The organism is Halobacillus litoralis (genome assembly GCF_009856415.1).
In the GTDB taxonomy this organism is placed as follows: Bacteria; Bacillota; Bacilli; order Bacillales; family Halobacillaceae; genus Halobacillus; species Halobacillus litoralis_C.
The window spans coordinates 164955-178575 of record NZ_WMEZ01000006.1 but is presented as its reverse complement, the minus strand read 5'-3'; the positions used below and the strand labels follow the sequence as shown (position 1 = coordinate 178575).

11 protein-coding genes are annotated in these 13621 nt (G+C 44.5%); 6 read left to right on the top strand and 5 right to left on the bottom strand.

What is annotated here, in order from left to right:
• Positions 1-260 precede the first annotated feature (260 nt).
• The gene (locus GLV98_RS15025) at positions 261-1655 is read left to right on the top strand and encodes a sodium/glutamate symporter (protein ID WP_160916671.1); all 1395 of its coding nucleotides are present in this window, start codon (positions 261-263) and stop codon (positions 1653-1655) included.
• A gap of 162 nt (positions 1656-1817) precedes the next feature.
• Complete coding sequence (locus GLV98_RS15020) at positions 1818-3215, top strand: DHA2 family efflux MFS transporter permease subunit (RefSeq protein ID WP_160916669.1); 1398 nt, start codon at positions 1818-1820, stop codon at positions 3213-3215.
• Between the two features lie 61 nt (positions 3216-3276).
• Here the strand turns inward: GLV98_RS15020 and GLV98_RS15015 are convergent, their stop codons facing one another.
• Entirely contained in the window at positions 3277-3627 is a 351-nt protein-coding gene (locus GLV98_RS15015; RefSeq protein ID WP_160916667.1) for a YidH family protein, read from the bottom strand.
• Between the two features lie 196 nt (positions 3628-3823).
• Between GLV98_RS15015 and GLV98_RS15010 the strand changes: the two genes are divergently transcribed.
• A complete protein-coding gene (locus GLV98_RS15010; RefSeq protein WP_160916665.1) occupies positions 3824-5476 on the top strand; it encodes an FAD-dependent oxidoreductase in 1653 nt (550 codons plus the stop codon).
• 34 nt (positions 5477-5510) lie between these two features.
• On the opposite strand, the gene GLV98_RS15005 is transcribed toward GLV98_RS15010, so the two are convergent.
• From GLV98_RS15005 to GLV98_RS14995, 3 genes are all read right to left on the bottom strand, one after another.
• Positions 5511-6815, bottom strand: coding sequence for a PucR family transcriptional regulator (locus tag GLV98_RS15005; RefSeq protein ID WP_160916663.1), 1305 nt, complete (start codon positions 6813-6815; stop codon positions 5511-5513).
• A gap of 210 nt (positions 6816-7025) precedes the next feature.
• Positions 7026-8573, bottom strand: coding sequence for an L-glutamate gamma-semialdehyde dehydrogenase (gene pruA / locus GLV98_RS15000; RefSeq protein ID WP_160916661.1), 1548 nt, complete (start codon positions 8571-8573; stop codon positions 7026-7028).
• A gap of 32 nt (positions 8574-8605) precedes the next feature.
• On the bottom strand, positions 8606-9523 hold the full coding sequence (locus GLV98_RS14995; RefSeq protein WP_160916658.1) for a proline dehydrogenase family protein: 918 nt from the start codon (positions 9521-9523) through the stop codon (positions 8606-8608).
• Positions 9524-9864: 341 nt separating this feature from the next.
• Here GLV98_RS14995 and GLV98_RS14990 point away from each other — a divergent pair, with 341 nt between their 5' ends.
• Entirely contained in the window at positions 9865-10563 is a 699-nt protein-coding gene (locus tag GLV98_RS14990) for a bacteriorhodopsin (protein ID WP_160916656.1), read from the top strand.
• Between the two features lie 163 nt (positions 10564-10726).
• Here the strand turns inward: GLV98_RS14990 and GLV98_RS14985 are convergent, their stop codons facing one another.
• Positions 10727-11161 carry a universal stress protein gene (locus GLV98_RS14985; RefSeq protein WP_160916654.1) on the bottom strand — a complete coding sequence of 145 codons (435 nt, stop codon included), beginning with the start codon at positions 11159-11161 and terminating at the stop codon, positions 10727-10729.
• A 211-nt stretch (positions 11162-11372) separates the two neighbouring features.
• Between GLV98_RS14985 and GLV98_RS14980 the strand changes: the two genes are divergently transcribed.
• Both GLV98_RS14980 and GLV98_RS14975 read left to right on the top strand, forming a co-directional pair.
• A complete protein-coding gene (locus GLV98_RS14980) occupies positions 11373-12422 on the top strand; it encodes a fatty acid desaturase (RefSeq protein ID WP_160916652.1) in 1050 nt (349 codons plus the stop codon).
• A 67-nt stretch (positions 12423-12489) separates the two neighbouring features.
• Entirely contained in the window at positions 12490-13620 is a 1131-nt protein-coding gene (locus GLV98_RS14975) for a histidine kinase (RefSeq protein WP_160916650.1), read from the top strand.
• Position 13621 lies beyond the last annotated feature (1 nt).

The following is a 13621-nucleotide window of genomic DNA, read 5'->3' as shown; positions in this document are numbered from 1 at the left end:
CGAAATCCCTTTAACGGTAACCCGCCGAGTTCGGTAATGAAGTCCTGATTAACCACGGGGTATTAGTCATCAAAGGTACTGCACGTAAGGTACGGGAACAGGGATCTCTAGTTGAAGAAATGGAGGATAGAAGAAGTTTATAAATCGACAAAGATTTTATGAAAAATGTAGTTTCAATAAGACAATTACAAGGGAAAATGAGTAACTGTTAAAACTACACAAATGGGAAAACATCCCACCTTTAAGAAAGAGGTGATCAAATGACTCCGAATGAAATAGGCTTCGCACTTCTTTATATCGGTGTCTTCCTTTTGATCGGTAAAATCATCCGCGTCAAATGGACGTTATTACAAAATTTATTCTTACCCTCATCCATTATCGGAGGGTTTATTGCGCTTTTCCTTGGCCCTCAAGTACTCGGAAAGTTTATGCCGGAAGAGAGCTTCTTCTCAAACGGGATCATGACGGAATCCATTATGGAAGTATGGTCCGCCCTTCCTGGCCTCATGATCAATGTGGTATTTGCTGCTCTATTCCTTGGAGCTACCATTCCGAAATTAAAAGATATTTGGTATTACGCTGGTCCTCAACTCGCACTTGGCTGGTCTGTCGGCTGGGGCCAGTATGTGGTTGGTATTACACTTGCTGTTCTTATCTTAGTTCCCTTCTTTGACCTCCCTGCCATGTCCGGGGCTTTGATTGAGGTCGCCTTTGAAGGTGGACACGGAACGGCTGCCGGTATGGCGAGCACATTCGAAGAGCTTGGTTTTGCAGAAGCTTTCGATTTAGCTATCGGCCTAGCGACGATCGGTGTATTATCCGGGGTCATTTTTGGAATCATCCTCATCAACTGGGGTGTTCGTAATAAGAAGACGAAAGTCATTCAAGATGTAGAAGACTTTTCTGATTTGAGAAAGCGCGGGGTTATGGAATATCAAAATCGTGAACCAGCGGGAAAAATGACCTTACGCCCGGAATCGATCGAACCGTTATCTTTCCATTTATCTATCGTATTCATCGCTATTTTACTCGGCTGGTTATTGTTGCAAGGATTAATTGGTCTTGAGTCTATCACCATCGGTTCTGATTTTATGAGCTATATTCCATTGTTCCCGCTGGCGATGATCGGCGGAATTGCTCTTCAAATCTTTTTCAGTAAAAGGGATAAATACAACCTTGTTGATCGCAGAATGATCAACAGAATTCAAGGTCTTGCACTTGATGTTCTTATACTAACAGCAATATCGACCGTTTCCTTAGATGTCATTGGTGAATACCTCGTTCCCTTTGTCATACTAGCCGCTGCAGGAATCGCTTGGAATTTATTCGGGTTCCTAGTACTTGCTCCTCGAATGATTCCGCAGTATTGGTTTGAGCGTGGAATTGGGGACTTCGGACAATCCATGGGGGTCACCGCAACAGGGTTACTATTGATGCGCGTCGTCGATCCTGACAATGAGTCTCCAGCTTTTGAAGCATTCGGATACAAACAACTCTTTTATGAACCTTTCTTGGGTGGAGGATTTGTGACAGCCTTATCCGTTCCGTTCATAGCCCAATTCGGACCATGGCCTACGCTGATCGTAGCGGTTGCCATGACGGCAATCGGTATCTTTTTCGGACTCTTTTACTTCGGAAAACAGAAAACAGCTTAAGCAAAACAACGTCTGCGCATAAGCAGGCGTTGTTTTTTCGCAATTTAATCTTAGCCACCTAATTTTCCAACAGTAATTATATGCAGGATACTGAACAAATAACCTTTCATATGGTATGATATTTTATTAGTTCCCTAAGTATTTTAGAAAGAAGGTTAAAATATGTCATCTCAAGAAATTAACCGCGTCCCCTTAATGATCGTACTCATATCGGGCGCTTTTGTAGCCATATTGAATCAAACCCTGTTAGCTACAGCCCTCCCTCACATTATGGCCGATTTGAATTTGGATGCGAATACAGCGCAATGGTTGCAGTCGATCTTTATGTTAGTGAACGGAATCATGATCCCTATAACAGCTTTTTTAATTGAACGTTTTTCTACGAGAGGTCTCTTCATGACAGCCGTAGGATTATTTGCTTTCGGTACACTTGTTTGCGGTATAGCCCCTAACTTTTCAATTCTATTAACAGGAAGAGTTTTGCAGGCCTCTGGGGCAGGTATTATTCTCCCTTTAATGCAGACGATTATGTTTCTCGTTTTCCCTATTGAAAAAAGAGGATCAGCGATGGGTATGTTCGGGCTTGTCATCGCTTTTGCACCAGCCATCGGACCGACATTGTCCGGCTGGCTTGTCGAACAGTTCCCATGGAGAAGCTTGTTCTTCGTTATTTTGCCGATTGCGATTGCAGACTTGATTGTGGCTTACTTCATATTGAAAAATGTAACGAAGCAAACGTTCCCGAAAGTCGATCCGATCTCCATCATCCTGTCTACGTTCGGTTTCGGCGGAATTTTATATGGATTCAGTGTTGCCGGTAGTGCCAGCTTTTTAAGTCAAGAGGTACTCCTTTCTTTAGCTGTCGGAGCGGTCACGTTGACGCTTTTCATCACCCGCCAGATGAAATTGGAAAAACCGATTTTGGAATTCCGTATTTTCAAATATAAAATCTTCACCCTCACGACCGCACTCGGAATGATTGTTTTTATTTCAATGATCGGCGGAGCCGTCATTTTGCCGATTCTCATGCAGGACATGCTAGGATTCACAGCCTTCGAGTCAGGGTTGATGCTGTTGCCTGGCGCATTGTTAATGGGAATTATGAACCCGATCACCGGCCGTCTTTTTGATAAGTTCGGTGCGCGTTGGCTTGCCATTATCGGGCTCGGACTGCTCACGGTTTCTACATTCCTGTTTACGAACCTGGATCCATCGACGACATTTCTATATCTGGCTCTCGTCAATTGTGTACGTATGTTCGGAATTGCTATGGTGATGATGCCTGTGACAACAGCAGGACTTAACCAACTGCCACAACATTTGATGCCACACGGAACAGCCATGAACAATACGATGCGCCAAGTATCCGGAGCCGTTGGAACGGCCATGCTCGTTTCTGTGATGACGAGCCAGACCATTCCTTCTGAAGGGGTGACAGGTCTGATTCATGGAGTGAATGTCTCCTTTGTCGTGGCTGGAATCTTTGCCGTTGCCGGTTTCATCATGGCCTTTTTCATTAAAAAATCCCGTCCGGATGAAGGAGAGTTCAGTAACGCATAAAAATTCTACACAAGGAAAGCCTCGCTGAAAGGACAGCGAGGCTTTTTTCTTGTAGAGGGAATTATACGAAAAATAAATACGTGGTCACCAGTAAAAACAGTAAAAAGGCCACAGATGTCATATAGACAATAATTCGGTGTGAAGATACAAAGCGGTTCTCATTGATATTCTTCCGTGTATGGTAATAATTCACCGTCGCACCGATAATCGTCATCACGCCAAGAAACAACGAGGAAATACTGACGAGCATAGCCAGACTATTCGCCATATCCCCTGCCGTCGGAAGGGCTGAAATGTGGACCGTCGTAGCTAAAAACCCAATTCCGACAAGGGCGATACTTGTCCGAATCCAAGCTAAATAGGTGCGTTCATTGGCTAAATGCTGCTGTATGAGCTTTCTTTCATCTACCATCGATCACCATCTCCTTTTTCCACTATCTTTATCTTACAACGTCAAAACCCCCTCATGCACGAATCCTCATTTTTTGTTGGGATCATCCTGTCACAAAATATACACACAGGGGTATATTGTATTTTAACAGAACTCAGAGTAAACTATGGGTAAGACCTTTTGTGAACACCTTCACAAAAGTGGGGAGGAGAGGATTATGATGTCAAAAAAGATTATCATTGCAGGCGGTGTAGCCGGCGGTGCAACTGCTGCAGCCAGGTTAAGACGCCTGAGTGAAGAAAACGAAATCATCATGATTGAAAAAGGACCTTACATTTCTTTTGCGAACTGCGGGTTACCCTATTATATAGGAGAAGTAATCACCGACCGAGACCGACTCCTTGTTCAAACAGTGGAAGGCATGTCAAAAAAATTCAATCTCGATATCCGCACCCTTAGTGAAGCCACAACGATCGACCGGGAGAAGCAATCGCTCACCATTCGCAAAGTGGATACAGGAGAAACGTATGAGGAAACGTACGATACGCTCATTTTATCTCCTGGTGCAAAGCCTATTGTTCCACCTTTTGAAGGATTACAAGAAGCTGAAAATCTGTTCACTCTACGTACAGTCCCTGATACGGATAAGATTAAAACGTGGGTGGACGAAAAAGCACCTGAACATGCCGTCATTATAGGTGGCGGTTTTATCGGTTTGGAAATGGCTGAAAACCTTGTCCATCGGGGCGTACAAGTAACGATTGTGGAACTTGGCAGCCAGGTGATGGCCCCGCTTGATTATGAAATGGCGACGATGGTAAATAAGGAGTTGAAAACTCATGGGGTGAACTTGATCTTCAATGACGGCGTCCAGGCATTTAAAGACCAGGGAAAAAAGATCCTTTTACGGAGCGGCCGTTCCATTGCGAGTGATTTAACGATCTTATCCATTGGTGTCCAACCCGAAAACGACCTTGCTAAAAAGGCGGACCTCGATATCGGAGCCCGTGGCGGCATCCTCGTTAATGAACACCTTCAAACGAAGGATGAGAACATTTATGCAATCGGAGATGCGATTGAAGTCAAAGATTATATCCAGAAAACCCCTGCGATGATTCCCCTTGCCTGGCCGGCCAATCGGCAAGGGCGTTTGGTTGCCGACCACATCCACGGTCAACCCGTCGCCTATTCAGGTACACTGGGAACATCTGTAGCAAAAATTTTCGACCTTACCGTCGCGACTACCGGAAATAACGAAAAACTTTTGAAGGGTCTTCAAAAAGAATATGAAGCCATCCATATTCATCCGTCCTCAAACGCTTCCTATTATCCTGGCGGAAGCCCGTTATCCTTAAAGTTGCTGTTCGATCCGAACACAGGAAAAATACTAGGGGCCCAAGGTGTCGGAATAAAAGGGGTAGAGAAAAGAATCGATGTGATCGCGACCGCCATCAAAGGAGAGTTGAAAGTAACGGATCTGGCAGATTTGGAGTTGGCCTACGCCCCTCCGTATTCCTCTGCCAAAGACCCTGTCAACATGGCTGGTTACGTAGCCTCCAATGTCATGGATGGTGAGGTATCCGTTTTTCACTACCACGAAGTAGCGGACCTCCTTGCAAAAGGGGAAATCATTGTGGATGTCAGAGAACCGAAGGAGAGGGAAAACGGAGCCATTGATGGGTCCATCAATCTTCCTTTAGGAGAATTACGGGACCGATTGAATGAACTGCCGAAGGACCGCCCTGTTTATGTACACTGCCAAGTTGGTTTAAGAGGCTATTTGGCAACAAGAATCCTTACACACAACGGTTATCAAGCCAAGAACTTGAGCGGTGGTTACAAAACGTACGAAAGTGCCGTACAGGCATAAGAAAAAGGAGGAGGCATGATGATGCCTCCTCCTTTTATTTTTGCAACGCGGCTTTGTAGCGTTGATAGTAGCTGTCTACATTATTCAGTAACAATAGCTCGGTATATAAGTAGGCTTTCATATTGAAGTCAGAGAAATCGATGTTCGTTAGTTCCTGGATTTGCTTAATCCTGTAATTCAACGTATTAGGATGAATGAATAATTCATTCGCTGTCTGTTTCCCTTTTCCATTATTCGCAAGGTACGCTTCCAGTGTGAAAAGGAGATCCGTCTGCTTTGTCGTGTCATTGTTGATCAACGTCAGCAAATCTTCACTGTAGTAATCTTCCGAACTGTTTTTTTCGTACAACGCCGCTAAGTATCGGTACAGACCAAGTTTGGAAAACTCGCGCGGCATCGTTTCAGGACGCGGGCTGATGAAGTTTGCAGTTTCGATGACTTCCAAAGCTTCGAGGAAACTTTTTCGCATATAATAGATCTTCGTGTATTCTTTCCCGACACCAATAAGGAAATGATAAAAATCTTCCTCGCCTGTTTCCACTTTGACGACATCAATGAGGTCACGGGCGATATCCCTTGATGAAAAGCGGTCAGATTCTCTTCCTTCAATGAACAGAATCAACTGAAATTCGGTTTTCAAATAATACAGGTGGCGGTTCGTACGGAAACGGTTAACCGTGTTTTCCAAATCATCCAGCATCGACTTGTACTGAGGAGCAGTCACTGAAAAAACAACGAGTGAAAATCGATCCGGGATCTTAAGTTGAGCGAGAGAAGCATCATGACGAAACTGACTTTCGCTTGCATATTCATGATGAAGCAGCTGCCAGAGAAGCTCCTCTTTACGTCCTTCTTTGGCGTTCTCTTTCATAAATTGATCATAGATCAACTTCCCGAGATGACTCGTGATCTCCCCTAAAAATTCCATATCCTCTGCGTTCAAGGATTGTTCCGACTCCTGAACCCATACGTACCCAAGTGTATGCCCAAGGTGCTTGGCCGCAATGACGACACGCTGTTGAAAGCCAAGGTCCTCCATGGGATGGATGCGGATAGGATCCGATTGTTTTTCCAGACGAGTAACAATGCCTTCTTTCTTTAAACGATCAATGATGAAGATCGGGCATTTTTTCGAAAGGATCGTTTTCTGCTGGGTCTGATCGAAATCATCGAACGTTGAACTATAAGAGATCAATTCGAAATTTTTATTTTCAATAATGACAGGCTTCTTCAACTTCGAACTGATCAGCTCTGTCGCCTTATGAATATCTTCTGCCTGAAGGATCAATTCTTTGACTTCCATAGGAATCCTGACCTTTCCGAGTAGGTTGAATGTCATGTATCGTTACCCTCCATTATATCGGTTGTGGATGGAAAGAAAAAGAAATATATCTAAGGCATCTTGAATAACTCTCATGTTGTTCTTTCGTTCAATTAAGTAATAGGTGATCGAATCGTCTTCCTGCTCCCGCCGAGTATCATACGGTAAGCAGAACGATGCTTTTCTATGAAAAAAGCTCTCCCAAGTTTGGGAGAGCCTTAGGCTTTTTTAAAACATTTCAGAGATTGTCTTCGCTTGCATGTGAAGAGCTAGGTAGTCAGGTCCGCCAGCTTTAGAGTCTGTTCCACTCATCTTGAAGCCGCCGAATGGCTGATAACCGACAATGGCTCCTGTACAGTTACGGTTGAAGTACAAGTTTCCGACGTGGAAATCGTATTTCGCTTTTTCCAGATGTTCACGGTTGTCAGAGATGACCGCACCTGTCAGTCCGTATTCTGTGTTGTTGGCAATGTCGATCGCTTCATCAAAGTTCTTCGCTTTTGTGAAGCAGACAACCGGTCCGAAGATTTCTTCCTGCTGCATACGGGAATCTGGAGCAAGATCCGCAAAGACCGTCGGCTTAATGAAGTACCCTTTCGAATCGTCACCTTTCCCTCCTGTGACGAGACGTCCTTCTTCTTTACCGATTTCGATGTAGCTCATGATCTTATCATAAGCGCCTTGATCGACAACTGGTCCCATGTAGACGTTCTCTTCCGATGCATTTCCGACGGTCAGCTGTTCCGCTCGTTCTTTTACTTTTTCCAACACTTCGTCATACACATCCTCGTGAACGACGGCGCGGGACCCGGAAGAGCACTTTTGACCGGAGAATCCGAATGCAGAGACGATGATGGCATCGACCGCTGTTTCAATATTTGCTTCCTTATCGACGACGACGGTGTCTTTACCACCCATTTCAGCGATGACTTGCTTCAGGTGATTCTGCCCTTCTTGAATTTCTGCCGCACGCTTGATAATACGTGTTCCGACATCACGGGAACCTGTAAAGGAAATCAAGGCCGTTTTCGGGTGATCGACAAGATAGTCGCCAACTTCTCCGCCGCTTCCTGGTACAAAGTTCAAGACACCTTTCGGTAGACCTGCTTCTTCCAGCACTTCTACGAATTTCGCGGCAATAACCGGGCTGTTACTTGCCGGTTTCATGACGACCGTGCTTCCTGTGACAAGTGGAGCGACCGTTGTACCTGCCATGATGGCAAATGCAAGGTTCCAAGGTGGAATAACGACCGCAACGCCTGTAGATGTATAGATGTAGCGGTTTTGCTCACCCGGACGGCTTTCAACTGGCTTTCCTTCTTTCAGTTCGATCATTTGACGTCCATAATACTCAAGGAAATCAATCGCTTCTGCCGTATCTGCATCCGCTTCTTTCCAAGGCTTCCCTACTTCATACACGAGATAGGCGGAAAATTCATGCTTACGACGACGGATGATGTGAGCCGCACGGAATAATAGCTCAGCGCGAGCACGTGGATCCCATTTTCTCCAGTCTTCAAAAGCAGTTGCTGCTGACTGGACGGCTTTTTCTGCTAAGTCTTCGTTCGCTTTGGATACGGTACCTACGACCTGCTTCGTGTCCGCAGGGTTTGTGGAGGTAATCGTATTGTCTGTGCGAATGCGATCGCCATCGATGAGAAGATCATGATGCTGCCCTAATTCTTCTTTCACTTGCTTCAATGCTTCCTCGAAAGCTTTCTTATTTTCTTCAATTGTAAAGTCTGTGAATGGTTCGTGTTTATAAGGCTGGACCATGATAAAATACCCCTTTCTAATGTGTAGAAGTTTTATTTACTGAAAACACCTTTTAATGCAAAGGCGATGTTCGCTGGTCTTTCGGCGAGCCTTCTCATGAAGTACCCGTACCAATCTTCTCCATAAGGAAGATACACTCTCACTTTATATCCTTCTTCAAGGAGGTCTTTCTGCATTTGATTCCTCATGCCGTAAAGCATTTGGAATTCAAAGCGGTCTTTCGGAATGTCATGCTCTTCCACAAGCTTTTTCGTGTAATCGACGATGGCGTCATCGTGACTTGCAATAGCTGTATAGTTGCCATTCAACAAGTTTTTCTTAATCAGATGCTTCAAATTATCGTCGACGAGATGTTTTTCTGGAAAAGCGACTTTGCCAGACTCCTTATAGGCTCCTTTTACAAGGCGCAGATAAGGTTGGCACTCATTCAGTCGGTCAAGATCCTCATCGGTTCGATATAGATACGACTGTACGACCGTACCCAGATTCGGGTAGTCTTTTTTCAATTCCTGATAAATATCAAGGGTTGCCCCGCACCGTGACGAGTCTTCCATGTCAATGGTGACCGTAATGTCATGCTTTTGGGCTTCTTTCAAAATAAGTTCCATGTTCTCCATAACCAACTCACGACTGATGTCCAGTCCAAGCGATGTCAGTTTAAGAGATACTTCCGACTGCAGCTGGTTACTCGCAATCTGTTGGATACAACGGATACATTCACCTGCGCGGTCTCTGGATTCTTCCTCACAGTCTACAAACTCTCCTAAATGGTCAACCGTAACGACCAAACCCTCATGGTTCAATTGCTGTATTAATGGAATTGCCTGGGAGAACGTTTCTCCCCCTACTATCTTGTCAGCCCCAAATTTACTGCCAAAGCGCTTAGCAAAGCGATCTAACAACTTATTGTTGGAAAGGTATAAGAAAAAGTTCTTACTGATGGCTTCCAAGATCACCACACCCTTTCATCATTCTCCTATTGATTCACCAAGTGGGCTCGTTAGGTGGAATGGAAGTAATAATGTTTGAACTGTTAAGAAAATTGTAACGAATAGCGCTTACATTCGACAACGTGTAGCAAACACAAAGATAAGGCCCCAGTTTTATAGTTTAAACACAAAAGCGGCCAAACCCCGTTTATGAAAGAACCTCAGCGGGAACACAAGGTGATTTTGCTGTGGCTTAGGTGGGAATTTATGTAAGACCTGGTACGCCAGAATTTGTAAACGTCTAGTTCTTCACTCTTTTGACTAGAATGAGAGGTAATTAGATTGAAGATTGAGGTGGCACGATGAGTGGTTATATTGTTTCTCTGCATTGGATTTATACGTTTGTCATGTTGGGTGGAGCCTTGACGTTCCTATATTTAAGCCGTAACCCTCGCGGTGTTCCAAAATATGAGTATGTGATTGCGATCATTATTCCATCATGGTCGGGAGCCGCTTACTTATCGATTGCCTTAGGTCAAGGGTTGCTTGAACAACCTGATAAAACCGTATACTTCGCCCGTTACTTGGACTGGGTAGTAACGACACCCCTTCTATTGCTCGCACTCGCTTTGACCGCCATGTTTTATGAGAAAAAGAAAGACAAAGCGTTGATCGCTGCTTTAATTGCAGCCGACGTATTTATGATTCTGACAGGTTTGATTGCCGACTTCTCATCCGAAGCCATTAAATACATTTGGTATGTTCTCGGTGTCGTTGCTCTAGTAATCATCCTTTATATCATTTGGTATCCGCTAAGAAAAATTGCAATCAAAGGTGGTGCTGAGCTGAAGAAACACTATCAGCGAACCGCCGCTTACTTGACTGTCTTTTGGGTCTGCTACCCGACAGCCTGGATTATCGGACCTTCTGGAGTCGGATGGACACAGCAAGCAACAGAAATCACAGCCTTCATCATCCTTCCGATCCTATCCAAAATTGGATTCAGTCTTCTCGACGTCGGAGGGCTCAGGCGTTTACACCTCCCTGGCGTCGATAAGTAATTAAAAGACCACATATGGAAATATATGTATGACCTGGTCACCCAGAAAAAGGAAGTCAGCTAAAATATGAGGGAATCGAGAGTACATCCATAAAATCTATATTCAATGACCATAAAAAACGAAAGCCTGAAGGGGTTGCTTCAGGCTTTCGCTTCGTTTTCCTTTATTTCATGACTAGTACGGGACAGGTGGCATGCTGGACGACGTTATTGCTCACACTTCCCAATAACATTTTTTTCACTTTCCCAAGTCCACGGTTCCCGACGATGATCAAGTCCACGGCTTGCTCCTCCGCATATTTACAAATACCAATACCAGGGTTTTCTTGTACTTTATTAATGATGACTTCTGTAATAACACCCACGTCAGATGAAGCCACCTGCTCTTTCAGCTCATCCATTTCAGAAGACAGCTTCTCTGCCATTTCGTCGCCGATACTATGGGAGACCGCAGCATTTGTTGCTGGACCTGTGGGTTTAACGACCGAAACGATATGAATTTCCCTATTAGACGTTTCACACGCCTGATTCCTTGCCTCCCATACCGCTTCTCTACTCAAGTCACTCCCATCGTACGCAACTAGAATTCGCTTGGTCATAAGGGAACCCTCCAATAATAGAGTATCGATTTATACTTCCATTATATCACATTGTAAGCGTTATCTTAACGGTGATTTTCATCTCCATCTCCTAAGAATAGACAAACACCCATGATAAGTGTCATATAAATGTCCTGACGTTTATGTCTTATAAAATGATGGGTTTTTTCCTATCATAAGTAACATGAAGAAATATGAAGGAGTCGTTATTATGAACAAGGATAAACAACGAGAGCTGAAGAAAAGCGTTTCAGCCTTTGCGAAACCTGATACAAAAGCAGGCATCCGCCAGTTGATCAATACAGTCATCCCGTTTGTTTTATTGTGGGTATTGGCCTATGCAAGTCTGTCCGTATCTGTATGGCTTGCTGTTCCAGTCGCTATGATTGCTGGTGGATTCGTCATCCGTCTTTTCATCATCTTCCATGATTGTACGCATCAGTCGTTCCTGAAAAGCCAAAAGGCTAACCGCATCATAGGAACGATCACAGGCATCCTGACGTTGTTTCCTTTTGATAAGTGGAAACGAAGCCATTCGATCCACCATGCAACAAGTGGAAACTTAGATAAACGCGGCACGGGCGACATTTGGGTCATGACCGTGGACGAGTATATAAAAGCATCGTGGAAAGAAAGACTCGCCTACCGCATTTATCGTAACCCAATTGTCATGTTTGGCTTTGGACCACTTTACTTGTTCCTTGTCTCCAACCGTTTCAATCGAAAAGGCGCAAAAAAGAAAGAACGCATGAATACGTATGTGACAAACGTGGCTGTTGTCTCCCTTTACAGCTTGCTCATCTGGGCGATCGGCTGGGAAGCCTTCTTAATCATTCAAATTCCAGTTCTGTACGTTTCAGGAATCCTGGGCATCTGGTTGTTCTATGTACAGCACCAATTCGAAGATTCATACTTCGAAGACGAGTCAGAATGGGATTTTGTAAAAGCAGCCGTCGATGGCAGCTCGTATTACAAGCTTCCTAAAGTGCTTCAGTGGGTATCCGGTAATATCGGCTTCCACCACGTGCACCATTTAGCCCCGAGGGTGCCTAACTATGCGTTGGAAGAAGCGCACGAAAAGACACCACCTTTGAAACACGCAACGACGATTACACTGGCCACAAGCCTTGAATCGATCCGATTCCGCCTCTATGATACAGAAAATAAAACATTCGTATCCTTCAAGGAAGTGAAACCACTCCTGAAAAAGAAGCGCGTAGCCATGCTCGACCAAAGGCAGCCAAGCTTCCTGGATGAATAAAGAAGTTGAAAGTCCATTCCCTCGAATGGGCTTTTCCTTTATGCTAAGAAAAAGGAGGTGCACCCACGTGCAGAACTGGTATCAAATCATTCCCAAAAATACAGGGCTCAGCATTTACGTTTGGATCATTTTTTGTCTGTTGCCCTTTTTCTTTATTTTCCGTTCTTCATCCATGTACGAAATGCTTTTCGGCATTCTGATGACACTGATCTTCTTCCTCGCTTACCGGTTGTCATTCATATCCAACAGCCGATTCGTCTATTTATGGGTCAGCGTTGAGATCGTCATCAGCATTGTCATGACGGCTTTATTCGGATACATTTATTTCGCCCTTTTCATCGCCTATTTCATTGGAAACATCAGACACCTCGGCGGCTTTTTATCTTTATATATTGTCCATTTGACGACGACGTTGATTGCAGTCACGACGACATTCATTTACCAAATTGATTCTCTGTTTCCGAACCTTCCTTTCATTATCATTACGGTGATTGGAGTCATTCTCCTTCCATTTACCGTCCGCTACCGGAACCAACAACAAAAACTCGAAGGGGAATTGGAAGATGCGAATGAACGAATTTCGCAACTCATGGTCATTGAAGAGCGCGAAAGGATTGCACGTGATCTCCATGATACGCTTGGGCAAAAGCTTTCAATGATCGGTTTAAAAAGTGACCTCGCCCGCAAATTAATGACGGCTCATCCGGAAAAGGCCAATAAAGAAGTGGAGGATATCCGTAACACAGCCCGGACGGCTTTGAAGGAAGTCAGGGAGATGGTATCGAATATGAAAGGGACGAAGCTCGAAGATGAAATCGTCCGCGTCCAGCAGATTATCGAAGCAGCAGAAATGCACTTTCAATTCGAAGGAGATCCACATGTCACCAACACCCCCCTGCTCGTGGAAAATGTGCTCAGCATGTGCTTAAAAGAAGCAGCGACAAATATTGTGAAACACAGCGGAGCCACGACCTGCCGCGTGACCATTGAACAATCCCCGACTGAAATTCTTATCGGTATTGAAGATGATGGAAAAGGTCTCCCCGCAACGCTGGATCCCTTTCGCGGCAATGGATTACAAGGCATGCGCGAGCGCCTCGAATTTGTAAACGGAAAACTTGAAATTGAATCAAATAACGGAACGACACTGCAATTCCACGTTCCGAACGTCATTAAAAACAAAGAAAAGGAGGGATAAG